At 64.3% G+C, this 22,730-nt stretch carries 23 protein-coding genes, 1 tRNA gene and 1 pseudogene; 13 read left to right on the forward strand and 12 right to left on the reverse strand.

Features of this window, described 5'->3' with window-relative positions; genetic code table 11:
* Positions 1 to 55 precede the first annotated feature (55 nt).
* Positions 56 to 1,450, forward strand: coding sequence for a multicopper oxidase family protein (locus FJ419_RS21820; RefSeq protein ID WP_140698104.1), 1,395 nt, complete (start codon positions 56 to 58; stop codon positions 1,448 to 1,450).
* A 105-nt stretch (positions 1,451 to 1,555) separates the two neighbouring features.
* Positions 1,556 to 2,050: a hypothetical protein gene (locus FJ419_RS21825; RefSeq protein WP_140698107.1), complete on the forward strand. Its 495-nt coding sequence runs from the start codon at positions 1,556 to 1,558 to the stop codon at positions 2,048 to 2,050.
* Between the two features lie 216 nt (positions 2,051 to 2,266).
* Here the strand turns inward: FJ419_RS21825 and FJ419_RS21830 are convergent, their stop codons facing one another.
* Complete coding sequence (locus tag FJ419_RS21830) at positions 2,267 to 2,710, reverse strand: hypothetical protein (RefSeq protein WP_140637013.1); 444 nt, start codon at positions 2,708 to 2,710, stop codon at positions 2,267 to 2,269.
* Between the two features lie 178 nt (positions 2,711 to 2,888).
* Positions 2,889 to 2,964 (reverse strand) — tRNA-Ala (locus FJ419_RS21835).
* Positions 2,965 to 3,129: 165 nt separating this feature from the next.
* On the opposite strand from FJ419_RS21835, the gene FJ419_RS21840 reads away from it, so the two are divergent.
* Positions 3,130 to 3,429 (forward strand): YggT family protein, encoded by a 300-nt coding sequence (locus tag FJ419_RS21840; RefSeq protein ID WP_135888880.1) that lies wholly within the window; start codon positions 3,130 to 3,132, stop codon positions 3,427 to 3,429.
* Entirely contained in the window at positions 3,429 to 3,749 is a 321-nt protein-coding gene (locus FJ419_RS21845; RefSeq protein ID WP_140698110.1) for a DUF167 family protein, read from the forward strand. The genes FJ419_RS21840 and FJ419_RS21845 overlap by 1 nt, the downstream gene beginning before the upstream one ends.
* A gap of 216 nt (positions 3,750 to 3,965) precedes the next feature.
* Here the strand turns inward: FJ419_RS21845 and FJ419_RS21850 are convergent, their stop codons facing one another.
* The 3 genes from FJ419_RS21850 to FJ419_RS21860 are packed head-to-tail and all read right to left on the reverse strand — an operon-like array spanning position 3,966 to position 6,697.
* Entirely contained in the window at positions 3,966 to 4,847 is an 882-nt protein-coding gene (locus tag FJ419_RS21850; protein ID WP_140698113.1) for a MurR/RpiR family transcriptional regulator, read from the reverse strand.
* Positions 4,848 to 4,856: 9 nt separating this feature from the next.
* A complete protein-coding gene (ugpC, locus tag FJ419_RS21855; protein ID WP_140698116.1) occupies positions 4,857 to 5,924 on the reverse strand; it encodes a sn-glycerol-3-phosphate ABC transporter ATP-binding protein UgpC in 1,068 nt (355 codons plus the stop codon).
* Positions 5,925 to 5,926: 2 nt separating this feature from the next.
* Positions 5,927 to 6,697 carry an SDR family oxidoreductase gene (locus tag FJ419_RS21860; protein WP_140698119.1) on the reverse strand — a complete coding sequence of 257 codons (771 nt, stop codon included), beginning with the start codon at positions 6,695 to 6,697 and terminating at the stop codon, positions 5,927 to 5,929.
* A gap of 176 nt (positions 6,698 to 6,873) precedes the next feature.
* On the opposite strand from FJ419_RS21860, the gene FJ419_RS21865 reads away from it, so the two are divergent.
* The 4 genes and pseudogenes from FJ419_RS21865 (at position 6,874) to FJ419_RS21885 (ending at position 11,830) form a co-directional block, all read left to right on the forward strand.
* Positions 6,874 to 8,106 (forward strand): sugar ABC transporter substrate-binding protein, encoded by a 1,233-nt coding sequence (locus tag FJ419_RS21865; protein WP_140698122.1) that lies wholly within the window; start codon positions 6,874 to 6,876, stop codon positions 8,104 to 8,106.
* Between the two features lie 431 nt (positions 8,107 to 8,537).
* Positions 8,538 to 9,407 (forward strand): sugar ABC transporter permease, encoded by an 870-nt coding sequence (locus FJ419_RS21875; protein ID WP_140698125.1) that lies wholly within the window; start codon positions 8,538 to 8,540, stop codon positions 9,405 to 9,407.
* The gene (locus FJ419_RS21880; RefSeq protein ID WP_140546426.1) at positions 9,404 to 10,228 is read left to right on the forward strand and encodes a carbohydrate ABC transporter permease; all 825 of its coding nucleotides are present in this window, start codon (positions 9,404 to 9,406) and stop codon (positions 10,226 to 10,228) included. Before FJ419_RS21875 ends, FJ419_RS21880 begins: the two co-directional genes overlap by 4 nt.
* Positions 10,229 to 10,309: 81 nt before the next feature.
* A pseudogene (locus FJ419_RS21885) lies at positions 10,310 to 11,830 on the forward strand (M81 family metallopeptidase).
* A gap of 110 nt (positions 11,831 to 11,940) precedes the next feature.
* Here the strand turns inward: FJ419_RS21885 and FJ419_RS21890 are convergent.
* The 6 genes from FJ419_RS21890 to FJ419_RS21915 all read right to left on the reverse strand — a co-directional run bounded on the left by FJ419_RS21890 (position 11,941) and on the right by FJ419_RS21915 (position 17,526).
* On the reverse strand, positions 11,941 to 13,995 hold the full coding sequence (locus FJ419_RS21890) for a M3 family metallopeptidase (protein ID WP_140698290.1): 2,055 nt from the start codon (positions 13,993 to 13,995) through the stop codon (positions 11,941 to 11,943).
* A gap of 401 nt (positions 13,996 to 14,396) precedes the next feature.
* Positions 14,397 to 14,768, reverse strand: a complete 372-nt coding sequence (locus tag FJ419_RS21895; protein ID WP_246679303.1) for a nuclear transport factor 2 family protein — start codon at positions 14,766 to 14,768, stop codon at positions 14,397 to 14,399.
* Positions 14,769 to 14,823: 55 nt separating this feature from the next.
* Positions 14,824 to 15,465 carry a carbonic anhydrase gene (locus FJ419_RS21900; protein WP_140547167.1) on the reverse strand — a complete coding sequence of 214 codons (642 nt, stop codon included), beginning with the start codon at positions 15,463 to 15,465 and terminating at the stop codon, positions 14,824 to 14,826.
* Positions 15,466 to 15,628: 163 nt separating this feature from the next.
* The gene (locus FJ419_RS21905; protein ID WP_140698131.1) at positions 15,629 to 16,381 is read right to left on the reverse strand and encodes a DUF429 domain-containing protein; all 753 of its coding nucleotides are present in this window, start codon (positions 16,379 to 16,381) and stop codon (positions 15,629 to 15,631) included.
* A complete protein-coding gene (pdxY, locus tag FJ419_RS21910) occupies positions 16,378 to 17,262 on the reverse strand; it encodes a pyridoxal kinase PdxY (protein WP_140634753.1) in 885 nt (294 codons plus the stop codon). The genes FJ419_RS21905 and pdxY overlap by 4 nt, the downstream gene beginning before the upstream one ends.
* Before the next feature lie 12 nt (positions 17,263 to 17,274).
* Positions 17,275 to 17,526 carry a hypothetical protein gene (locus tag FJ419_RS21915; RefSeq protein ID WP_140698134.1) on the reverse strand — a complete coding sequence of 84 codons (252 nt, stop codon included), beginning with the start codon at positions 17,524 to 17,526 and terminating at the stop codon, positions 17,275 to 17,277.
* 242 nt (positions 17,527 to 17,768) lie between these two features.
* On the opposite strand from FJ419_RS21915, the gene FJ419_RS21920 reads away from it, so the two are divergent.
* The 5 genes from FJ419_RS21920 (at position 17,769) to ppa (ending at position 21,779) form a co-directional block, all read left to right on the forward strand.
* On the forward strand, positions 17,769 to 18,413 hold the full coding sequence (locus FJ419_RS21920) for a LemA family protein (RefSeq protein WP_140698137.1): 645 nt from the start codon (positions 17,769 to 17,771) through the stop codon (positions 18,411 to 18,413).
* 214 nt (positions 18,414 to 18,627) lie between these two features.
* Entirely contained in the window at positions 18,628 to 19,434 is an 807-nt protein-coding gene (locus FJ419_RS21930; protein ID WP_246679306.1) for a YgcG family protein, read from the forward strand.
* 6 nt (positions 19,435 to 19,440) lie between these two features.
* Positions 19,441 to 20,079 carry a TPM domain-containing protein gene (locus FJ419_RS21935; RefSeq protein ID WP_140698155.1) on the forward strand — a complete coding sequence of 213 codons (639 nt, stop codon included), beginning with the start codon at positions 19,441 to 19,443 and terminating at the stop codon, positions 20,077 to 20,079.
* 535 nt (positions 20,080 to 20,614) lie between these two features.
* Positions 20,615 to 21,124, forward strand: coding sequence for a GNAT family N-acetyltransferase (locus tag FJ419_RS21940; RefSeq protein ID WP_040991512.1), 510 nt, complete (start codon positions 20,615 to 20,617; stop codon positions 21,122 to 21,124).
* 121 nt (positions 21,125 to 21,245) lie between these two features.
* The gene (gene ppa / locus FJ419_RS21945) at positions 21,246 to 21,779 is read left to right on the forward strand and encodes an inorganic diphosphatase (RefSeq protein WP_140544744.1); all 534 of its coding nucleotides are present in this window, start codon (positions 21,246 to 21,248) and stop codon (positions 21,777 to 21,779) included.
* A 3-nt stretch (positions 21,780 to 21,782) separates the two neighbouring features.
* On the opposite strand, the gene FJ419_RS21950 is transcribed toward ppa, so the two are convergent.
* Entirely contained in the window at positions 21,783 to 22,730 is a 948-nt protein-coding gene (locus FJ419_RS21950) for an ABC transporter permease (RefSeq protein WP_140698169.1), read from the reverse strand.

Here is a 22,730-nt window from a genome sequence, read left to right on the forward strand (position 1 = left end):
GCTCACTGGTTCAGCTCAATTCCAACGGCCGAGGCATCCTGCCGACGGAAACCATATGATGACATTCACGCGCCGCGCCCTTCTCAAAACCACAGCTGCCGCAGGCGCGGCCGGCATCGGCGCCGCGACTGTCGGCAGATTGGCCGGCTTTGCAGCCGCCAAGCAGGCCCCGCTGATCCTGAAGACCGCCACCATCGAGGCGCGGCTGATGGAGGGTGCGCCGACGAAGAATGTGCTGACCTACGGCGAGGCCGGCATGCCGCCGGTCGTCAGGATGACGAAGGGCGAGCCGTTTGCCGCGCGCTTGATCAACGGCATCGACGATCCGACGACCATCCACTGGCATGGCATCCGCGTTCCCAACAAGATGGACGGCGTGCCGTTCCTTGTGCAGCCCTATGTCTATCAGGGCGACCGTTTCGACTATGAATTCACGCCGCCCGACGCCGGCACCTTCTGGTACCACCCGCATTGCAACACGCTGGTCCAGATGGGTCACGGCCTGACCGGCGTGATCGTGGTCGAGAACCCGAAGGACCCGGTTTTCGACGTCGAGATGGTCGTCAACCTGCGCGACTGGCGGCTTGGCGATGACGGCCAGTTCATCGAGCCGTTCAGGCCGCGCGACGCGGCCAAGGCCGGCACCTTCGGCACGGTACGCACCGCCAATTGGCAGGGCCAGCCACAATTCGATGCGCCGGCCGGCGGGCTGGTGCGGCTGCGCGCGGCCATCACCGACGTCACCCGCATCTATGCCTTGCGCGTCGACGGCGCCGAAGCTGCGGTCATCGCGCTCGACGGCAATCCGGTGCCGCAGCGTTTTACTCCGGATGCCTTGCAACTGGGGCCTGGCCAGCGGCTGGAGCTTGCCATCCGCATGCCCGACGAGGAGGGCGCGATCGTCAGCCTGCGCGACGTCAGGGGCACCAAGCCGAAAATCCTGGCGACGCTGCGTTCGGTCGGCAAATCGCTCAAGCACGATCTGCGCGATCTCGGCCCGCTCGATGCCAACCCGGTGCCGGAGCTGGACCTGACCGGCGCCAAACGGATTCCGCTGGCGCTGAGCGCGACGGCCGAGAACGTTGCGACCGACGGCATTTGCGGCTCGCTCGGCTACAGTTTCTGGGCGATCAACAAGGTGCCGTGGCCGGGCGACACGCCAGACCCGACCGCGCCGCTCGCCGAGCTGAAGCTTGGCCGCAGCTACATCATCGACATGGAAAACCTGACCCCGCACGCGCACCCGATCCATTTGCACGGCATGAGCTTCAAGGTGCTGTCGTCATCGACCAGGGCAGTGCAGCCGCTAATCTCCGACACCTATCTCATCCAGCCCGACGAGAAGGTGCAGCTCGGCTTCGTCGCCGACAATCCCGGCGACTGGCTGCTGCATTGCCACATCATCGAGCACCAGAAGACCGGCATGACGAGCTACTTCCGGGTGGTGTGAGCGCATCGGCGCGGAAGGCGTCGGCATTCCGCGGGTTGACGCGTTTGGCCGATTGCCTAGGTAGGCAGGAGGGCGCTGGGGCGGCACACAACTCCGACCGACGGCATGACATCCTTGCATATTCGAAAACTTGCCTTTGCTGCGGCAGGCATCTCTACCCTGTCGTCCTGCGTCATCCCCGATGATACGTCGAGCATCGCCAAGGTCGACGCCACCACGGCCGCTGCCCGCAAGGAGATGGTCGGTCTCAGCGAGGCCGATGTCCGCATGTGCGCCGGCTTTCCGAGCGCAACGGCGGATGTGGGATCATCCGGCCAGATCTGGACCTACCAGCGCACAGTGCAACGCAGCAACCTCAGTATCGCGGTGCCGACTTTGGCCGTGGGTGCAATTCCTGCTGTCGGCGGGTCGGTCAATGTCGCTCCCGGAGGCTATTGCAACACGCAGATACGCATGCTCAACGGCCACGTCGCAGAGGTGGCCTATGCCGGTGACAATAACCTGCCGAACAGCCGCGATGCGCTGTGTGTCAGCACGGTGGACGCCTGCGTGGCTTACGCGCGCCAGCACCGCTACAAGGTGCCGGCGGTCTCCAGATAAGCGGAATCGAGTGAGCCGCCCGGCGAGCGAATCTCCCTGCCGCATCCGGAAAGGTCCGAACCGCTGACCTTCGCGAATCCGGCCCATCCAGTTAGAGCAATTCCAGGAAAAGTGTGAGCGGTTTTCCGTCCGGAATTGCGTAAAAAAACAAAGAGATAGGGCGTTTCGTCGTTTCCGTGAAACGGTGAAACGCACTAGCGGAAGGAGTTGCTGCTCCTACCTCTTCAGCGCGATGCTCATGCCGCTGAGGTCGGCATTGACCTGCAGGCCGACCTGCCTGCCGCTGAGCTCGAGCTGGGCGCCCTTGTCATTGGTCATGACGATCACCTGGGCGCCTCTGCCGAGCGCGCCGCCGCCGCCGGCTGCGCCGTAGACACCCGTCACGTCGCTGGCCCGCCGGATATGGCGCACCCTGCCCTGGAAATAGGTCTTGGACGCGCCGAAGGCGAGGCCGCCCGATACGCCGCCGACCGAGATCGGATAGCGTTTGCCATGGAAGGTCAGCGTGCCTTCGCCGCCGGAGCCGCCGATGAAGAAGGCCGCCTTGTAGACGGAGAAGCGGATCGTGCCGCTGTCGGCATGCGCGGCGCTGGCAATGCTGACGCCCGCCGCGGCGATTGCCGCAACCGCGACTGAACGGAACCTGGACGAAATCTTCATGATGGGGACCTCCTCAAGCATCGCCGCTTACCCAGCTGGCCGGGCACATCAGCTTCAAAAGTATAGCTGAACCGTCTTGCCCCACCATTGGTTCCAAGCACGCGGCCCGAAATCCGGCAGTCGCAGACTGCTGAGCGAAGAGGGCAACCGCCCGCGAGAGGCACATGCGTGTGCTGGCTGGTGGAGCTGAGGGGGATCGAACCCCTGACCTCATCATTGCGAACGATGCGCTCTCCCAGCTGAGCTACAGCCCCGTTCCAGCGGATGGGCTTGTATCGGTCGCGGCGGTTTCATGTCAAGGCGAAAGACCGGCAGGCGACGAGTGCCGTGACTGGCGGGTCTTGCCCGCACGCCAAGCCCGCGGGCCTTGCCCGCACGCCAAGCAATGGCTACATGTCGGCGACAATTTGGAGACCGGCATGATCGCCCTTATTCAGACCATCGTCATGGCGCTTGATATCTACTGGTGGATCATCATCGCCTCGGCGATCTTTTCCTGGCTCTACGCCTTCAATGTCGTCAACTCGCGCAACCAGTTCGTCGGCAGCGTCGGCAACATGCTCTACCGGCTGACCGATCCGGCATTGCGCCCGATCCGCCGCTTCATGCCCGATCTCGGCGGCATCGACATTTCGCCGATCATCCTGCTTCTGATCATCTTCTTCATCCGGCAGTTCCTGGTCACCACCGTCTGGTCCTGGGTCGTGACCGGCGGCTGATGAGCACGCCGTTTCGGCAGCGCGAGAACGGCATCGACCTCTTCGTGCGGCTGACGCCGAAGGCGGCGCTCGACCGGATAGACGGCGTCGACACCGCTGCCGACGGTCGCAGTCACCTCAAGGCCCGCGTCCGCGCCGTTCCGGAGAACGGCGCCGCCAATCAAGCATTGGAACGGATGCTGGCCAAGGCACTGGGTGTGCCGGTGTCGGCCGTTTCGGTGGTCGCTGGCGGCACATCGCGACTGAAGACGCTGCGGGTCGTGGGTGATGGGGTTGAGCTGGCGAAGATCGTCGAGGCATTTGGGCAATCCCAAATCTAAAATGTTGGCGGGACAGCGCCCCCCTCTGTCCTGCCGGACATCTCCCCCACAAGGGGGGGAGATCAGATGTCGCAGCGGCTTTCGCCAACATCCAACGCTGCGGGAAGAGCGGGGCGCGGAAGCTGCCAATCTCCCCCCTTGTGGGGGAGATGGCCGGCAGGCCAGAGGGGGGCGCGACGGATCGCCAACTTCGAAGGCGCAAGCCGCTGCGACCGCTCAATCGCCCAGCGGCAGTTTCGGATCGTCGACCTTCAGCGTGTTCACGCTCTGCTTGATGCGGCGCAGATTCTCCAGCACTTTCGGCCCGCGCGCTTCCGCCACCGTGGTGGCGATCATGTCGAGGATGGCCAAAAGCGCGTAGCGCGACGAGGTCGGCTTGTAGATGTTGCCGTCCTCGACGGACTGCAGAAGGATGACCGTGTCGGCGACCTTGGCCAGGGCCGAATCCGGCGCAGTGACGGCAACGGTCGCCGCGCCATATTGCTGCGCAACCTCGACCGCCTCGATCACCGAGCGCGCATAGCCCGAGACGGAGAAGGCAAGCAGCGTCGTCTCGGGCGTCGCGACGGCCGCATACATGCGCTGCAGCTGGCCGTCGGTCTGGGCGAGCGCCGAGAGGCCCAGCCGAAACAGCCGGTTCTGCATCTCGGTCGCCATCATCGAGGAAATGCCGCCCGAGCCGATGCACAGCACATTGCCGGAAGCGGCGATGCGGGCGGCGACGTCCATCAGCGTCGTCATGTCGAGGTTTTCGCTGGCGCGCTGGATGGCGGCGATCGCCGCCTCGGTTATCGCCGAGGCGATGCGCTGCTCGCGCGCGTCGCGGCTGAGCGGCTCCGGCGACAGATACTGGCCGCCGATGGCAATCGCTTGCGCCAGGTAGAACTTGAAATCGCGAAGGCCCTCGCAGCCGAGATTGCGGCAGAAGCGGGTGACGGTCGGCTCGCTGACGCCGACGCGCGCGGCGATCCCCGAGATCGCGGCCTTGGAGGCGAAATCGAGGTCGGAAAGCACCAGCCCGGCCAGCCGGCGGTCCGACTTGGTGCCGTCCTGCGATATCAATTGCAGGCGGGTGATGATGTCGGCCGGGGTCTTCATGTCATCGTCTCACAGCGGCAGGCCCGTCGCCTTGTCGAAGAGGTGGATGTTGCGCGGATCGACGCTCACCGGCAGCCGGTCGCCGGGCTTGACCTGCAGCCGGTCGCGGAACACCGCGCGCACCGTGTCGTCGCCGACCGAGCCATAGACATGCGTTTCCGAGCCGGTCGGCTCGACGACGTCGACCTTGATGGCGATGGCATCGTCGCCGGTACCGACCACGAAATGCTCGGGCCTGATGCCGGCCTCGACCGTGTCGCTGCCGGACGCGGCCTTGCCCGGGAGCGCCAGACGGCCGCCGCCCGTCGTCTCGAACCAGGACTTGGCTCCGGCGCTCTTCAGCGCGCCGGAGACGAAGCTCATCGAAGGCGAGCCGATGAAGGCGGCGACGAATTTGTTGGCAGGCCGGTCATAGAGCTCCAGCGGCTGCCCGACCTGCTGGATGCGGCCGCGATCCATCACCACGATGCGGTCGGCCATGGTCATCGCCTCGATCTGGTCGTGGGTGACGTAGACGATGGTCGATTTCAGCCGCTGGTGCAGCGCCTTGATCTCGGTGCGCATCTGCACGCGCAGCTGCGCATCGAGATTGGAAAGCGGCTCGTCGAACAGGAAGACCGAAGGCTCGCGCACGATCGCGCGGCCCATGGCGACGCGCTGGCGCTGGCCGCCGGACAATTGTCTCGGATAACGGTCGAGATAGGAAAAGAGGTTGAGCACGCCCGACGCCTTCTTGACCTTGTCCTCGATCGCGGAGCGCGTCTCGCCGCGGATTTTCGGGCCGAAGCCGATATTTTCCGAGGCCTTCAGATGCGGGAACAGCGCGTAAGACTGGAACACCATGGCGATGTTGCGCTTCTGCGGCGGCAGCTCGTTGGCGCGCATGCCGCCGATGACGAGATCGCCGGAGCTGATCGTCTCCAGCCCTGCCAGCATGCGCAGCAGGGTTGACTTGCCGCAGCCGGACGGGCCGACCAGCACGACGAACTCGCCGGTCCGGATGTCGAGGTCGATGCCCTCGAGAATTTTGTGCTGGCCATAGGATTTCGACAGGTTGCGGAACTGGACGTCGGTCATGGTCACGCTCCCAATATGTCGTCGATGAAAGGCAGGTAGCCGGCTGTCAGTCCGGCGTCCACGGGCACCACGGCACCTGTTATGCCGGAAGCGCGCTCCGAGGCAAGGAAGGCGACGGCCTCCGCCACTTCCGACGCGTTGACGATGCGGCCGAGCGGATAGAGCCGCTTCAGCCGGCCTAAGATCTCGGGGTCCTTGGCCAGGCGATGATCCCAGGCGGCGGTGCGGATCGAGCCCGGGCAGACGACATTGGCGCGCAACCCGGCGCGGCCGAGCTCGACGGCGATCGATTTGGCGTAGGCGTTGATGCCGGCCTTGGCCGCCGCATAGGCCGGATTGCCGAAATGCGAAATCGCATTGACCGAGGAGATGAAGACGACGCTGCCCGAGCCGCGCTCGGACATCGCCTTGATGAGCGGATCGGCGAAAGTCATCACGCCGGTCAGATTGAGGCCGAGCTCCTGCTCGATTTTGTCCGCCGTCAGCGCCTTCAAGGTCTCGGCGCGCGTCCAACCGGCATTGTTGATCAGGATGTCGGGGACGCCATCCTTGTCGAGCAGCGCGGGTATCGCCGCTTCGATCGAGGCCCGGTCGAGCAGGTTGAAGACGTGACGAGAGGCGATATGCGGACCGGCCAGCGCTGCCACCGATTGGTCGCAGCCGACGATGCGCGCACCGCGCTCGGCCATGAGCTCGACGATCGCCGAGCCGAGGCCGCCGCCGGCGCCCGTGACGACAACGGTTTTGCCCTCGAAATCGGCCCTTGATAGCACGATACGCGCTCCTCCGCCGTGCCAGACAGCGACGGAACGCTATCCAACAAAATGTAATTTAGCAACATGATAAACTGCTTGCATGCATTGGGCATAACCCTCGATAATGTAGGAAAGTAACATAAATCCTGCGCCTCTAAGGCCAGGTGCGAATGCGCATCATGGGAGGAAATCAGATGAGCCTTGCGAAATGGACTATCGGCCTGTTGGCCGGAATGAGCATGCTGGCCTTTGCAGCACCTGCCGACGCCGGCGAGGTGCGCGTCACCGTCGCCGAATACAGCGCCAAGACCGGCCCCTATTTCGAAGCGGTGAAGAAGGAATTCGAGGCGGCCAATCCCGGCATCACCATCAAATACGAAGTGGTGCCGTGGGATGTGCTCCTGCAGAAGCTCACCACCGACATCACCGCCGGCACCAATGCCGACCTTTCGATCATCGGCACGCGCTGGCTGATCGACTTCGTCCAGCAGGATGTCGCCGAGCCGCTCGACAGCTACATTAAGCCGGTGTTCAAGGACCGCTTCATCGACACCTTCCTGCAGCCCTCGATCATGGACGGCCACACCTACGGCCTGCCGATCGCCGCCTCGGCACGTGCCATGTATTACAACAAGGAGCTCTTCGAGAAGGCAGGCATCGCCAAGCCGCCGGCCACCTGGACCGAGTTGCAGGAGGACGCCCGCAAGATCAAGGCTCAAGGCGCTTTCGGCTACGGCCTGCAAGGCAAGGAGATCGAGACCGACGTCTATTACTATTATGCGATGTGGTCCTTCGGCACCGAGATCCTCAACAAGGACGGCACCTCGGGCTTGAGCACGCCGGGCGCGCTCGAGGCCGCCAAGCTTTACAAGTCGATGATCGACGAGGGCCTGACCGAGCCTGGCGTGACCTCCAACAACCGCGAGGACGTGCAGAACCTGTTCAAGCAGGGCAAGGTCGGCATGATGATCACCGCGCCTTTCCTGTCCAACCAGATCAAGGAAGAGGCGCCGAAGCTGAAATACGGCGTCGCCGCCATCCCCGCCGGCCCGACCGGCGCGCGCGGCACCTATGGCGTCACCGATTCGATCATCATGTTCAAGAACTCCAAGAACAAGGACGAGGCCTGGAAGCTGCTCGACTTCCTGTTCACCAAGGAACAGCGTGCCAAGTTCACGCAGGGCGAAGGCTTCCTGCCGGTGAACAAGGAGGAGGCCAAGATGGACTATTACGTCAATAACGCCGACCTCGCCGCCTTCACCGCGCTCTTGCCCGACGCCCGCTTCGCGCCGGTCATCCCGGGCTGGGAAGAGATCGCCCAGATCACGTCCGACGCCATGCAGAAGATCTATCTCGGCAGCGCCACGCCGGAAGCGGCCCTGAAGGAGGCCGCCGACAAGGCCAACGCCGTCCTGACGAAGAAATAGGGCGTATCTCCCTGCGCCCGTGGCGCGCTCCACCCGTCGGAGCGCGCCACACCGTCTTGGAAGGTGTTCGGCCGTTCCCCACGAAAATAACCGGGACCGACAAGCAATCATTCCGGAGAAAGGGACAAATCTTCGACGTTGGCGCCGCCCCTCATTGCCCTGCCGGGCATTTCTCCCCGTATAGTGACGGGGAGAAAGAAGCTGGCCGCAATGCCGGCGCTTTTCCTGCCACGTTGGCGATTGGCGAAAGCGGCGGCGACAGCGCCCCTCTCCCCGTCACTATACGGGGAGAGGACACCGGCAGGCAGGTGAGGGGCAGCGCAGACGCAGGGAAGGAATTTGAACTGAGCCCCCAACAACGAACAGGTCGAGATTAGGCTAGCTGGCAAGCCAGCGCCGCTGATAGCTCGCAACGCGGTACAAACCAGCCGATGCAAAATCGTTTCCTGCCCTATCTCCTGACCTTGCCCAGCCTGTTCCTGGCGGCGGTGGTGATCTTCTGGCCGGTCTGGGACCTGATCCAGATCTCGACGCACGACGTCAACCGCTTCGGCCAGTTGCGCGAGTTCAGCGGTCTCGCCAATTTCGCAGCGCTCGCCGCCGATCCCGATTTTGTCGCCGCGCTCTGGCGCACCGCACTGTGGACGGTGCTCGTGGTCGGCGGCGCGCTGCTTTTGTCGATCCCGGTGGCGATCATCCTCAACACCGACTTCTACGGCCGCGGCCTCGCCCGTGTCGTCATCATGCTGCCCTGGGCGGTGTCGCTGACCATGACGGCGGTGGTCTGGCGCTGGGCGCTCAGCGGCGAGAGCGGCATGCTGAATTCGGCGCTGATGAAGCTCGGCCTGATCAGCCAGAACATCCAGTGGCTGGCCAGCGCCGAGACCGCCTTCCCGATGCAGGTGCTGATCGGCATATTGGTGACGGTGCCGTTCACCACCACGATCTTCCTCGGCGGCCTGTCTTCGATCCCCGACGATCTCTACGAAGCCGCAGCGCTCGAGGGCGCGACGCCCTTCCAGCAGTTCCGCGAGATCACCTTTCCGCTCTTAAAACCCTTCATCAACATCGCGATCGTGCTCAACACCATCTATGTCTTCAACTCCTTCCCGATCATCTGGGTGATGACTCAAGGGGGGCCCGCGAACTCGACCGACATATTGGTCACGCATCTCTATAAGCTCGCCTTCCGCATCGGCAAGCTGGGCGAGGCTTCCGCCGTGTCGCTGGTGATGTTCGCGATCCTGCTCGTCTTCACCATGATCTATGTGCGGCTGGCCATGCGGGAGCAGCGGGCATGAACAGCAAGATGAAACGAACCATCGTCGCCTGGGTTCTGCTGGCCCCATTGATCGCGGTGACGATCTTCCCCTTCGCCGTCATGTTCCTCACCGCCGTCAAGCCGCGCACGGAGGTGCTGACGCCCACCTGGTGGCCGAGCGAATTCCGCTGGTCGAATTTCGCCGACATGTGGGTGGCGACCGGTTTCGGCCAGGCGCTGCTCAACTCGCTCTATGTCTCGGCGCTGGCGACCATCGGCGCGATCCTGATCTCGGTGCCGGCCGCTTACGCCATGTCGCGCTTCCGCTTCGGCGGCTATGGCGCCTTCCGGCAGTTCCTTTTGATCTCGCAGATGATATCGCCGATCGTGCTGGTGCTAGGCCTGTTCCGGTTGATGGCGGCCTGGGGGCTGGTGGAGAGCACCACCGCGCTCGGCTTCATCTACATGGCCTTCAACGTCGCCTTCACGGTCTGGATGCTGCAGAGCTATTTCGACACCATCCCGCGCGACCTCGAGGAGGCGGCCTGGATGGAGGGCGCCGGGCGCTGGCTCACCCTGCGCAAGGTGTTCCTGCCGCTCTGCTTGCCGGCGATCGCGGTGACGGCGATCTTCACCTTCATCAATGCCTGGAACGAGTTCGTCGTGGCGCTCACCATGCTGCGCAGCCAGGAAAGCTACACTCTGCCGATCCAGGTTTTCTCGCTGGTCGCCGGCCGCTATACGATCGAATGGCACCATGTCATGGCGGCCACGTTGCTGGCGACACTGCCGGTGGCGATCCTCTTCATCTGGCTGCAGCGCTACCTGGTCAGAGGCCTTGCGCTCGGCGCGGTCAAATAGCTATCCCCGCAATTCCAGGAAAAGTGCGCAGCGGTTTTCCGTCCGGAATTGCGAAAAACAAAAGGTCATCACGGAGCGTTCATGCGCATCTTCACCGCCTCGCTGGCGACGGAAACCAACACCTTCTCGCCGGTCCCGACTGACCGGGCTTCCTTCGAGATGGCCTTCTATGCCGGCCCCGGAAAACATCCGGAGACGCCGACGCTCTGCTCCTCGCCGATCGTCGTGCTGCGCAAGCGCGCCGCGAAGGAAGGGCTGACCGTCATCGAAGGCACCGCCACCTGGGCGGAGCCCGGCGGCCTGGTGCAACGGCAGACCTATGAAGCGCTGCGCGACGAGATCCTCGATCAGCTCAAGGCCGCCTTGCCGGTCGATGCGGTGATCCTGGGATTGCATGGCGCCATGGTCGCGCAGGGCTATGACGATTGCGAAGGCGATCTCCTGGAGCGCGTGCGCGCCATCGTCGGGCCGAAAGTGGTGATCGCCTCGGAGTTCGATCCGCACAGCCATTTGACGCCGAAGCGCGTCGCGGCCTGCGACATCATGGGCTATTTCCTCGAATTCCCGCACACCGATTTCTACGAGCGCGGCGAGCACGTCGTCGAGCTCGGCCTTGCCGCGGCGCGCGGCGAGATCAAGCCGGTGATCTCGACCTTCGACTGCCGCATGATCCAGGTGCTACCGACCAGCCGCGAGCCGATGCGCTCCTTCGTCGACAGGATCAAGGCGCTGCATGGCAAGGATGGCGTGCTGTCGGTCTCGGTCATCCATGGCTTCATGGCGGCCGACGTAGCCGAAATGGGCACGCGCATCCTGGTCGTCACCGACAATGACAAGGCAAAGGGTGACAAGCTCGCCGAAACGCTCGGGCGCGAGCTCTATGACCTGCGCGAGAAGACCGCAATGACGATGCTGTCTGCATCGGCCGGCATCGAGCAGGCGCTAGCCGTGCGTGCCGAGCGCAAGGACAAGCCGGCGGTGATCGCCGACATCTGGGACAATCCGGGCGGCGGCGTGCCGGGCGACGGCACCGTCTTGCTGCGCGAGCTGCTTAAGCGCGGCGTGAGCAAGGTCGGCGTGGCGACGATCTAGGATCCGGTCGCGGTCACCTTCTGCCACGCGGCCGGCGAAGGCGCGGTCATCGACCTGCGCTTCGGCGGCAAGGCCGGCCCTCAGGCCGGCGAGCCGATCGACGCCCGCGTCACGATGCTGAAGGCGGTCAGCGAAGGCTGGCAGAGCTTCGGGCCGAGCCGCGTGACGCTGGGGCCGTCGGCGGTGGTGCGCATCGTAGGCACCGAGGTCGATGTCATCTTGAACACCAACCGCACCCAAACCTTCGAGCCGGATATCTTTTCCAACATCGGCATCGATCCGTTGTCGAAGGACGTCCTGCTGATCAAATCGACGAACCATTTCTACGCCGGCTTCGCGCCGATCGCCGCCGAGATCATCTATGTGGCTGCGCCGAGTTCCTATCCGAGCAATCCGGCGGTAACGGATTACAGGAAGCTGACGCGGCCGATCTGGCCGCGGGTGGCGGATCCGTGGCGCGCTTTCCCTTCTCCCCTTGTGGGAGAAGGTGTCGCCGAAGGCGACGGATGAGGGGTGTTCCAGGGAACGCCAGCGTCTCACTCCGCTGGAACACCCCTCATCCGTCTCGGCGCTGCGCGCCGATCCACCTTCTCCCACAAGGGGAGAAGAAAAAAAGGGCGCTACACCAGCCCCCGCTTCACCATCATCGCCTCAGGCGAAGGCATCTTGCCGCGGAAGGCCGTATAAAGCTCCTCCGGATCCTTCGACCCACCCGCGGCGTAGATGTTCTTCAGAAGCCGCTCGGCGAGTTCCCGATTGAAGGCATCGCCCGTCTCCTCGAACGCCGAGAAGGCATCGGCGTCGAGCACTTCCGACCACATGTAGGAATAATAGCCGGCTGAATATCCGTCGCCGGCGAAGACATGGCCGAAATGCGGGGTGCGATGGCGCATCGCGATCGTGTCGGGCATGTGCAGCTTTTCCAGCGTTTCAGCCTCGAACCGAAGCGGCTCGGCGGGCGCGTCCGGCTGCGCGTGATAGGCCATGTCGATCAGCGCCGAGGCGGTGAACTCGACCGTGGCGAAACCGGCGCCGAAGGTGCGGGCGGCGAGCATCTTGTCGAGCAGCGCCTTCGGCATCGGCTTGCCGGTCCTGACGTGCAGCGCATGCTTTTCCAGCACCGCCGGCACCGTCAGCCAATGCTCGTAAAGCTGCGAGGGCAATTCGACGAAATCGCGGCTGACCGAAGTGCCGGAAACCGACGGCCAGGTGACGTCGGTCAGCATGCCGTGCAGCGCGTGGCCGAACTCGTGGAACAGGGTCTTTGCCTCGTCGACCGACAGAAGTGCCGCCTCGCCTGCCGGCGGCTTGGCGAAATTCATGATGTTGTAGATCACCGGCTTGGCGCCGTCGCCGAGCTTGTAACCGGACCGAAGCGCGCTCATCCAGGCGCCGGAGCGTTTTGAGGGCCGCGCGAAATAGTCGGCGAGGAACAGGCCGCGTTCGCTGCCGTCGGCATTCTTCACCACGAAAACGCGCGCGTCGGGATGCCACGCCGTTATGCCCTTCTTTTCCTCGAAAGTGATACCGAACAGGCGTGTCGCCACATCGAAGCAGGCTTCGATGACACGTTCGAGCTGCAGATAGGGCTTCAACTCAGCTTCGTCGAAAGCGAATTTCTCGGCGCGCAGCTTCTCCTGGTAGAAGCGCCAGTCCCATGCCGCGAATTTCTCGTTGCTGCCGGCTTCCGCGGCCAGGCGCTCCAGTTCCTTCTGGTCGGCCGCGGCCTTCTCCAGCGCCTTTTCCCAGACCGGGTCGAGCAGCTCGTGCACGGCCTTCGGCGTTTTTGCCATCGTGTCGTCGAGCTTCAGCGCCGCGAAGGAACCGTAGCCCAGCAGCTTCGCCTTCTCGGCGCGCAGCTTCAGCATGTCGCGCACGACATCGGTATTGTCGGAGGCGCCGCCATTCTGGCCACGCATGATGAACGCTTTGAACGCGATCTCGCGCAGGTCGCGGCGCTCGGAAAATGTCGAGAACGGCTCGTAGATCGAGCGCGACAGCGTCACCGCGTAACGGCCCTTCTGGCCGCGCATTTCGGCCGCTTCCGCCATCGCGCTCTTCAAAAAGTCCGGCAGGCCGGCAAGGTCGGCCTCGTCGAGGAACAGCGCCCAGTCGCGCTCGTCCGCCAGCACGTTCTGGCCGAATTTGGTGCCGAGCGAGGAAAGTTCCTCATTGATGGCCGCGAGCCGCTTCTTGCCTTCTGCGTCCAGCTTGGCGCCCGACCGGACAAAGCCTTTCCAGGTCTTTTCCAGAACGCGCAGCGTTTCGGCATCGAGCTTGAGGCTGTCGCGCCGCTGATAGAGGTCGTCGATGCGGGCAAACAGTTTTTCGTTCATCGAGATCGCCGAGAAATGCCGCGACATCTTTGGCGAAACCTCGCGCTCCATCGCCTGGATCGTGTCGTTGGTATGAGCGCCGGCGCGGCACCAGAAGATCGACGAGACACGGTCGAGCGCCTCGCCGGCAAGCTCGAGCGCGGCAAGTGTGTTCTCGACGGTCGGCATCTCGCTGTTGCCGGCGATCGCGTCGATCTCGGCCTGATGCGCCGCCAGCGCCGCGTCGAAGACCGGCCCGAAATCATTGTCGCCGATGCGCGAGAAATCCGGCAGGCCGAGCGGCCCTTGCCAGACGGTCAGCGGATGGGCGGCGAGGTCGACGGTTTTTGACATGAGCAAATCCAACTGGGAAGTTCGGTGAATTGGGAGCGGCAGGCTGCCCCGGATGTAGGACGATGCTACGCAGCGCGCAACAAGGGTAGCCCTGGGATTCGCCATGGACATTCAAGGGGTAAGGCGGCTCGCCGTTTCCGCGAAACGGTGAAATGCGCTGGTTCATCGCAAACCGAACCTCGTCATCCACGGGCGGAGCGACGCGAAGCGGAGCGCAGACCCGAGGATCCATTCCGTGACTTTAGCCGAGGGATGCAGCGGAGCAGAATTCTGCACCGTGGCAACGCCTCGACGTCACGGAATGGATTCTATGGTCTGCGCGCGTCGCTTCGCTCCTTGCTCCGCCATAGAATGACGATCGCGACGGGCCCTTCGGCCAATCGCCAAGGCGCCTGCCAACGCAAACACTAATAGGCGCTGCAGTCCTGCGCCACCGCCGTCTGGGTGCTGGCAACGATCCGGCCGCCGGCGATGGCAAAAGTCTCGCGCATCAGCATATCGTTGCCGGGGAAGTCGTAGCAGGCGAGCACCGTGGTCTCGCCGTTCTCGCTCTTTTCGATGCGATGACGGATCGCGGCGCCCGCCACCGCGCCCTGCCATTCGTCGATCGAGGCGATGAAATCCTGCTTGGTCTGCCCGACGCCGATATCGTTCAGCTTCATGCGCACGCCGTCGGCAAGCAATTCGGACAATTCGGTCCTGTCGGCGGCCAGCAGCGCCGAATACCAGCGGTCGATGATGGCGCCGTCGTCGGCGCTGGCGCGGGCGACCGTGGACATGAGCAGCGCCGCCGCGAGAAGGAACCTCCGCCAGGTCCGGTGCATCGCCCCTCCGTTACAGCTCGGGCCGCTCGAAATCGCCGGTTTCCTTGTTCATCACCCAAAGCTCCCCGGTCGAGATGTCGAACCAGGCGCCGTGCAGCGAGAGCCGTCCCTTGCCTTCGAGGATCGAGACGCAAGGGAAGGTCCTCAAATTGGCGATCGAGTAGCGAATGGAAATGCGTTCCAGCGCCGTCTGGCGCTCGGTCGCCGTCATCATGGTACTGGAGGCCACCGTCTCGGCGGCCGGCGCGATCAGGCTCATCCATTTGCCGATGAAGTCGCCAGGCGACAGCGGCGAGGAATTGGTGTCGAGAGCGGCACGGATGCCGCCGCAGCGGCCGTGGCCCATCACCACGATGTTCTTGACCTTCAGGCTCTGCACGGCGAATTCGAGCGCGGCCGATGTCGAGTGATATTCGCCGTCCGGCTCATAGGGCGGCACCAGATTGGCGACGTTGCGCAGCACGAAGAGCTCACCGGGGCCGGCGTCGAAGATCGCCTCCGGGGCTGAGCGTGAATCGCAGCAGGCGACGATCATCGTTTCCGGCGCCTGGCCTTCGCGCGCCAGCGAGCGATAGCGGTCGCTTTCCGAGGGATAGCGGCCGGCCATGAAGTTGCGATAGCCGGCGAGGAGGTGCTCGGGGAGGTGAGGCATGGGCGGCGTCTGGGCCCTTTCCGGGTTGGATGCGCACGAATGTGGGTGTTCGAGCTATGTCTGCCTGAAGTCTGGGAAAGCCTCTAGCGGCAAAAGTCGGTCGCGAGCAATGCCGAATTGCGGATGAGCCCGTCGCAATCGCGATGCGGCATTGATGGCTTCGTCAGGCCCAGATGGCAACGGGAATGCCGAAACGATCGGTCAATGGCGGATCTGGAGAAGGTTTTGCCTCGCCGCTGGCGATGCGCCCGGCAATCAGCATCATCGCCGCGGCGTCGAGGAAGTCGTCGCTCGCCGCGCCGCGCGGCGGCGCCTGGTCGAGAAAGGCTTTGCCGTAGCCATGCCGGCAAAGCAGCACCTTGCGCTCCTCCATGCCGGCCGGGTTGACCGCTCCCTTGATCTTCTTCGGCAAGGCCATCGCCGTGCCGCCATTCAGCCGGCAGAACGCCACTTCCGGATGCGATTCGAAGATGCGACGGCACAGCTCCGGTCGCGCGATCAACAATTGATCGATCTCGCGGATCTTCGAAAAGATACCGAAAGCCTGGATGGAAACGCCGCGCGGCGGATCCGACGTTGCCAATGCCGTCGCGCTTGCCAGCCGATGCGCCGCATACCAGGCCTCGATCGTGGTGAAGTCGCTGGTATCGGCATAGAGCGCCGCCCGCGAGGGGATGGCGAACACGCTCGATTGCCGTGCCCCGAGCAGAGGCCGCACCAGCGCTTCCGGCCCGCGACCGCCTCTGCTCACAAAATCCGGCAGGCCGATCGGCATGTCGACGGCGATCGTTGCGTCCGGCAGCGCGTCGAGCAGCGCCTGGAAGCTCGGGAAGACCGAGACCGACGGCGCGGCGTCCGCTTCGCGGTGGACGGCGATCCAGCCGGCCTTGCAGCCGTCGACGCCTGCGAGCTTCACGCCCGCTTGTCCCGCCCGGGATGTAGGAGATGGCGCAACTGCACCATGGCCATGGGGTGCGACAGGCTCTGCGCGTCGGTTTCGAGCTGAAGCTCGTCGCCGCCGCGCTTCGCGGTGCGGGCGAGGATCTCGTAGACGGCGGCGGTGGTCGATTGCAGCGCCTTGACCGGCGGCTGGCCGGAGAGAACGCGCGCCAGATAGACGGCCGCCGTCAGATCGCCCAGCCCGTTCGGCGGCTTCTCGATCACCCGGTGCTCGGCAAGCAGCGCCTGGCTGCCGTCGAGCAGGAAATTGCCGGTGCCGCCCATCATCATCGCGGGCGCCGAGGTCACCAGCATGGTCGAAGGGCCGGCATGAAGCGCCGCCGCTGTCACCGCCTTGATGTCGGGCAGCGGCGCGCCCGCCATCCATTCCAGCTCGTAGCGGTTCGGCGTCGCGATATCCGCGATCGGCATCAATTTGTCGCGCATGGCGACGGCCGTCGGCTCGGGCACGTAGAGCCCGCCCGAATCGCCCATCACCGGGTCGCAGATGTAAAGCGCGTTCGGCGTCTTTTCCTTGACGGCGGCGACCAGCGAGGCGACCGCGTCAGCCTGGCCGGCCTCGCCGAGATAGCCCGACAGCACGGCCCTCACCTCGCCCAGCCAGGGCGCGCGCTCGAGATCGGCCATCAGCGCCTTGAACTGATCGAGCGGCGGAACGATGCGCGTGGCCCGGCTGTGGCCCGGATGCCAGGGCAGGATGACGGTCGGCACCGCCCAGACCGGGAAGCCCAGCGTCTCCAGCGCGAAGACGGCGGCGCGGTTGCCGACCGAGCCGCGGGCGACATGGCTGGAGATGACGATGACCGCGCGCGGCGCGTCGATTTTTTCTGCATTCATGGAAATCTGTTCCTAGCCGCCACGCGTGGCGGCATACACCAGCCAGACCAATAGCCCAATGGCAATGATGAAGCCGAGCGTTCGGCCAATGCGGGTTCCCCAATATTCGATGGGATCGGTGCGGTCGGTGTCGGCGGCGGTCACCCGGTCGCGCGCATCCTTCGCCGTGCGGACGATGAACGACGCGCCGCCCGGCGCCGTCTCGCGCGCCACGCGTTCGAGGATGCGGCGCGATTCGGTCTCGTCGTCCCGGCGCTCGGCCATGGCAATTGCCCTTTCCTGCCCGAACCTTAGAGCAATTCCAGGAAAAGTGCGAAGCGTTTAGGCTCGGTGACTTCGCCGTAGCCTTCCGGCCGGAATTGCGTCGAACAAGGAGATGAAATCCTGTTCGCTCGACCATTCACAGGGGCTCGCGCCAGAGCTGGAATCGGCGTCGTCAGCCGGACATTTCCTTGCGCGTGGATTGTGGTAATGCTTCGCGTGCAACTTCTGTCGAGGGACCAATCATGATTGCCGAGCGCCTCTCACTAGCCTCCCCCTTCCGCAGCCTTGCCGCCTTCCTGATGATGGTTTTCGTGCTGCCGCTGCTTGCCGGCTGCGGTTACAACACCATCCCGACGGCGGAAGAGAACGCGCATGCGGCCTGGAGCGAGGTGCTCAACCAATATCAGCGCCGTTCCGACCTGATCCCGAACCTGGTCGAGACGGTGAAGGGCTATGCCTCGCATGAAAAAGATACGCTCGACGCGGTCGTCCAGGCCCGCGCCAAGGCCACCCAGATCACGGTGACGCCGGAGACGCTGAAGGATCCCGAGGCGCTGAAGAAGTTTCAGGATGCGCAGGCCGGGCTGACCAGCGCGCTGTCGCGGCTGATCGCGGTGTCGGAGGCCTATCCCGACCTCAAGGCCAACCAGAATTTTCTCGCGCTGCAGGCGCAGCTCGAAGGCACCGAGAACCGCATCGCGGTGGCGCGGCGCGACTACATCCAGGCAGTCAGGGACTACAATCTGACGCTGAAGACCTTCCCCTCGGTGCTGTGGGCGACCTTCTGGTTCCGCGGCAACGAGCCGTTCGCCAACTTCACCGTCGAGGAAGACAAGATACAGGTGCCGAAGGTCGACTTCGGCACGAGCACGAAGCAGGGCGGGTGAGCCGGCGATTTAATCGAGCCTGTCAGCTTTGCGTTCCTTCGCGCCCCCCTCTGTCTTGCCGGACATCTCCCCCACAAGGGGGGAGATCGGACGGCGCGTTGGCCTTCGCCAATCGCCAACGACTGAAAGGGAGAGCCGGCGGCTGAACCGCCAATCTCCCCCCTTGTGGGGGAGATGTCCGGCAAGACAGAGGGGGGCGCCACAGAACGCTGGCATCGCCTTTCTTGGCTTGCTTTTTTGCTTCCTCCTCCCCCTCGCCGCCCTTGCCGCCGACCTGCCCGCGCTGACCGGCCGCGTCGTCGACAATGCCGGCATCATCGACGCCGGCACGCGCGCGGCGCTGACGCAAAAACTCGCCGACTTCGAAACCAAGGGCTCGGACCAGATCGTCGTCGCCACCATACCTAGCCTCGGCGGCGAGGAGATCGAGCCTTACGCCAACCGGCTGTTCCGCTTCTGGAAGCTCGGCCAAGCCAAGGAAAACAACGGCGTGCTGCTCTTGGTGGCGCCCAACGACCGCAAGATGCGCATCGAGGTCGGCTACGGCCTGGAAGGCACGCTGACCGACCTGCACACCAAGCTGATCATCGAGAACGACATGGTGCCGGCCTTCCGCGCCGGCGATTTCTCCGGCGGCATCACCAAGGCCGTCGACGACATCATTATGGTCCTGGAGGGCAATCCGGAGGAGCTGGAAGCGCGCGGCAAGCGCAACGAGCAGGCGCCGTTCAACTCCGACGACCTGTTCTTCGCCATCTTCATCACCATCTGGGCGCTTATCTTCTTCGGCGGCATCGCGATGACGGTGCTGCCGCCGATCTTCGGCCAGAAGATCGGGCCCGGCCGCTATCGCTGGCTCGGCATGACTTTCAATCAGAACCGGCGCTCTTCCTCCGGCGGCTGGTCGTCCGGTGGCGGCTGGTCGTCCGGCGGCGGGGGCTGGTCCTCGGGAGGTGGCGGCGGCGGATTTTCAGGCGGCGGCGGCTCGTCGGGCGGCGGCGGCTCCTCGGGAAGCTGGTGAGGCATCATGGCAACGCGACCGATCAGCGCCGGGGACCATGACCGCATCGCCGAGGCGATCCGCACCGCCGAGTTGAAGACCGACGGCGAGATCTACTGCGTCGTCGCTCGGGCCAGCGACGGCTACTTCTTTCCGGCCGCGTTCACGACGACGATCGGCGTGCTCGTCGCCAGCCTTGCCGTCGCCTATGGGCTGGAGGCCTGGTGGCTGTCCATCCGGCTGCCGCATTTCGTGCTGGCGCAAGCGCTGGCGTTAGCCTCGGCGCTCGTTTTGCTCTGGTTCCTGCCCACTTTGCGCATTCATTTCGTGCCGAGAAGGCTGCGCTATCAGGCGGCGCACGCCAATGCGATGAAGCAGTTCCTGGCCCGCAACGTCCACCGCACGAGCGCGCGCACCGGCGTGCTCATCTTCGTCTCCGTTGCCGAGCGCTATGCCGAGGTCGTCGCCGACTCCGGCATCGATGCCAAGGTCGGCCAGCATGTCTGGGACGGCGTGGTGGGCGACCTGACCAAACATGCCGGCGACGACCGGCTGGCCGACGGCTTCGTCAAGGCTATCGGCACGGTGGGCGCGGTGCTCGCCGAGCATTTCCCGGTCACCGAGGGCGACACCAACGAGCTCGACGATCATCTCGTCGAAATCTGACTAGTGGCACTGCACAAGGATTTTGACCGGTCGGCTTCGGTCAACTCCGTTTTGCGTTGGCAGGTGGCACGCGTTGGAGATTGGCCGAAACGCCCATGCGATCGTCATTCCAGGGCGGAGCAGGAGCGAAGCTCCGTCGCGAAGACCCTGGAATCCATGCCGTTACCTTCGCCAAGGCGTGCAACGGAGCAGAATTCTGCACCGCGGCGGCGCTTCCAAGTCGCGGAATGGATTCTATGGTCTGCGGCCGCGTCGCTTCGCTCCTTGCTCCGCCATAGAATGACGACGTTGGGGCGGCGTTTGCGCTGATTACACGGAAATGAGTGGAAAATCTTACGCCAAGACAAATCCGCAACCTTTCAAATCCCTGTGTCGGGGAACTAGAGCATGATGCCGAAAAGTGTGAGGTGGTTTTCGGGCGACATCCGGCTCTAGGCACCTCGTCGGCGAACGCACCTTTCGCCTGTGCGAAAGCAAGGAGGCGTGTTGGCGGACTCTTTGCAATCGCCCGATGCAGGTTTATGGTTAACCAATCATGAACACGCTGACGATCGACATCCGAAAGGCAGAGCCGCGCGACGCGAGCGCCATCGCCGAGGTGCACCAGCAGGCCTGGCGCGGGGCCTATTCCGGCATCATCCCGCACCGCACGTTGACCTCGATGATCAACCGCCGCGGCGTCGACTGGTGGGCCAACGCGATTCGCCGCGCCGCCACCGTGCTGGTCGTCGAGATCGGCGGAACGGTCGCCGGCTATGCCACGATCGGCAAGAACCGTGCTCGCGAGCTCCGCCAGCAGGGCGAGATCTACGAGCTCTATCTGCGTCCGGAATATCAGGGCATCGGGCTCGGCAGCCGGCTGTTCAAGGCGGCCAAGGCCCGGCTCGCCGACCACGGCCTGCGCGGCCTGGTGGTCTGGGCGCTGGAGGACAATCACAACGCCCTGGCCTTCTACGCCGGCAATGGCGGCCGCGATATCGCCGAAGGCGTCGAGGTCTTCGAGCAGAAGGCGCTCAAGAAAGTGGCTTTCGTCTGGAATGACTGACGTCGCCTAGGTTACAATCCATCACAAACTGTGCGCTTCCATCAGCGTCCAGTGCCATTCGCCGCATTGCACCATGACGTTTCGCCCGCTATCGGTCTTGCAATCGAGAGAGGGATTTGCCATGCGTATCGAAGCCGTGCCCACCGGAAAGAACCCGCCTGAGGACGTGAACGTCATCATCGAGGTGCCGATCGGCGGCGAGCCGATCAAATACGAGATGGACAAGGAGGCCGGCACCCTGTTCGTCGACCGCTTCCTGCACACCTCCATGCGCTACCCCGGCAATTACGGCTTCGTGCCCCACACGCTGTCGGGCGACGGCGACCCGATCGACGTTCTGGTCTGCAACACCCGCGCGCTGGTGCCGGGCTGCGTCATCAACGTGCGGCCGATCGGCGTCTTGATCATGGAAGACAATGCCGGCCAGGACGAGAAGGTGATCGCCGTCCCCTCGCCCAAGCTGACGCTGCGCTACGAGAACGTCACCGAATACACGCATCTGCCCGAGATCACGCGCCAGCAGGTGCAGCACTTCTTCGAGCACTACAAGGATCTCGAGCCCGGCAAATGGGTCAAGATCGAGGGCTGGCACGATTCCAAATACGCCAAGAAGATGATCGTCGACGCGATCGCCCGGGCCAAGGCAGCCAAGTAAAGGCTACCGGACGGCCTTCTCGCCGCCGGCCGCCGTGATCACCCCGACGATGATCAGCCCGGTCAGCACCAGCCGCACGCCGGCGCTGACGCCGAACGTGTTGAGCATGGTGAGCAGGAGCACTAGGAACAGGCCGGCGCCCCAGACGCCCGGCACATTGGCCTTGCCGCCGGCGACGGATGTGCCGCCGATGACCACGACCGCGATCGAGGCGAGCAGGTATTCGTTGCCGATATCGACATTGGCGCCGCGGAAATAACCGGCAAGCAGCGCCCCGTCGATGCCGCCGAGTGCGCCGCACAGCGTGTAGGTGAGGAAGCGGATACGGCCGACATGGACGCCGGCCAGCCATGCGGCGCGGATGTTCTGGCCGATCGCCAGCACCGAGCGGCCATAGATCATGCGCTGCAGCGCAAGTGCGGCGCCGATGGTGAAGACCACCGTCAGCATCGCCAGCACCGGAATGCCCAGCACCTGCCAGTTGGTGAAGTCGGCGAAGCCCGGCGGCGGCTTGATCTGCAGGCCGCGGCCGTAGCTGATGTCGACCGACTGGATGATGAAGCTCGCCGACAGCGTCGCGATGATCGGCGGGATGCGCAGCGCCCAGATCAATAGATAGTTGATCGCGCCGATCGCCGCGCCGCAGGCGAGTGCCGCCAGCAGCCCGACGACGATCATCGCATCGCTGCCGCCCATTACCTTCATGGCGACCGCGCTGGCCAGCCCGATATTGGCCGGCAGCGACAGGTCGACATTGCCGGGCCCCAGCGTGATGACGAACATCTGGCCGACGCCGACGATGACGGTGAAGACGGCAAGCGAAAGTGCTGCCGTGACCATGCCGCCGGCGCCGTAGCCGCCGGTGAAGGCAATCGTCGCCAGCCAGACGACCAGAGCGCCGACGAACGACCAGATCCAGGGCTTTTCAAGCAGCGTCCACACTGAGGTCAT

Origin of the sequence: Mesorhizobium sp. B2-6-2 (assembly GCF_006440615.1) — a bacterium.
In the GTDB taxonomy this organism is placed as follows: Bacteria; Pseudomonadota; Alphaproteobacteria; order Rhizobiales; family Rhizobiaceae; genus Mesorhizobium.

Excerpts from the sequence above, each read along its gene's own strand:
- FJ419_RS21935 (WP_140698155.1), top strand. The coding sequence starts at position 19,441 with ATGGCAACGCGACCGATCAGCGCCGGGGACCATGACCGCATCGCCGAG.
- FJ419_RS21840 (WP_135888880.1), top strand. The coding sequence starts at position 3,130 with ATGATCGCCCTTATTCAGACCATCGTCATGGCGCTTGATATCTACTGG.
- FJ419_RS21895 (WP_246679303.1), bottom strand. The coding sequence starts at position 14,768 with ATGTCCACGGTCGCCCGCGCCAGCGCCGACGACGGCGCCATCATCGAC.
- FJ419_RS21845 (WP_140698110.1), top strand. The coding sequence starts at position 3,429 with ATGAGCACGCCGTTTCGGCAGCGCGAGAACGGCATCGACCTCTTCGTG.
- FJ419_RS21875 (WP_140698125.1), top strand. The coding sequence starts at position 8,538 with ATGCAAAATCGTTTCCTGCCCTATCTCCTGACCTTGCCCAGCCTGTTC.
- FJ419_RS21865 (WP_140698122.1), top strand. The coding sequence starts at position 6,874 with ATGAGCCTTGCGAAATGGACTATCGGCCTGTTGGCCGGAATGAGCATG.
- FJ419_RS21915 (WP_140698134.1), bottom strand. The coding sequence starts at position 17,526 with ATGGCCGAGCGCCGGGACGACGAGACCGAATCGCGCCGCATCCTCGAA.
- FJ419_RS21880 (WP_140546426.1), top strand. The coding sequence starts at position 9,404 with ATGAACAGCAAGATGAAACGAACCATCGTCGCCTGGGTTCTGCTGGCC.
- ugpC (WP_140698116.1), bottom strand. The coding sequence starts at position 5,924 with ATGACCGACGTCCAGTTCCGCAACCTGTCGAAATCCTATGGCCAGCAC.
- FJ419_RS21830 (WP_140637013.1), bottom strand. The coding sequence starts at position 2,710 with ATGAAGATTTCGTCCAGGTTCCGTTCAGTCGCGGTTGCGGCAATCGCC.
- pdxY (WP_140634753.1), bottom strand. The coding sequence starts at position 17,262 with ATGAATGCAGAAAAAATCGACGCGCCGCGCGCGGTCATCGTCATCTCC.
- FJ419_RS21850 (WP_140698113.1), bottom strand. The coding sequence starts at position 4,847 with ATGAAGACCCCGGCCGACATCATCACCCGCCTGCAATTGATATCGCAG.
- FJ419_RS21950 (WP_140698169.1), bottom strand. The coding sequence starts at position 22,730 with ATGACCTCAGTGTGGACGCTGCTTGAAAAGCCCTGGATCTGGTCGTTC.
- ppa (WP_140544744.1), top strand. The coding sequence starts at position 21,246 with ATGCGTATCGAAGCCGTGCCCACCGGAAAGAACCCGCCTGAGGACGTG.
- FJ419_RS21900 (WP_140547167.1), bottom strand. The coding sequence starts at position 15,465 with ATGCCTCACCTCCCCGAGCACCTCCTCGCCGGCTATCGCAACTTCATG.
- FJ419_RS21940 (WP_040991512.1), top strand. The coding sequence starts at position 20,615 with ATGAACACGCTGACGATCGACATCCGAAAGGCAGAGCCGCGCGACGCG.
- FJ419_RS21820 (WP_140698104.1), top strand. The coding sequence starts at position 56 with ATGATGACATTCACGCGCCGCGCCCTTCTCAAAACCACAGCTGCCGCA.
- FJ419_RS21825 (WP_140698107.1), top strand. The coding sequence starts at position 1,556 with ATGACATCCTTGCATATTCGAAAACTTGCCTTTGCTGCGGCAGGCATC.
- FJ419_RS21920 (WP_140698137.1), top strand. The coding sequence starts at position 17,769 with ATGATTGCCGAGCGCCTCTCACTAGCCTCCCCCTTCCGCAGCCTTGCC.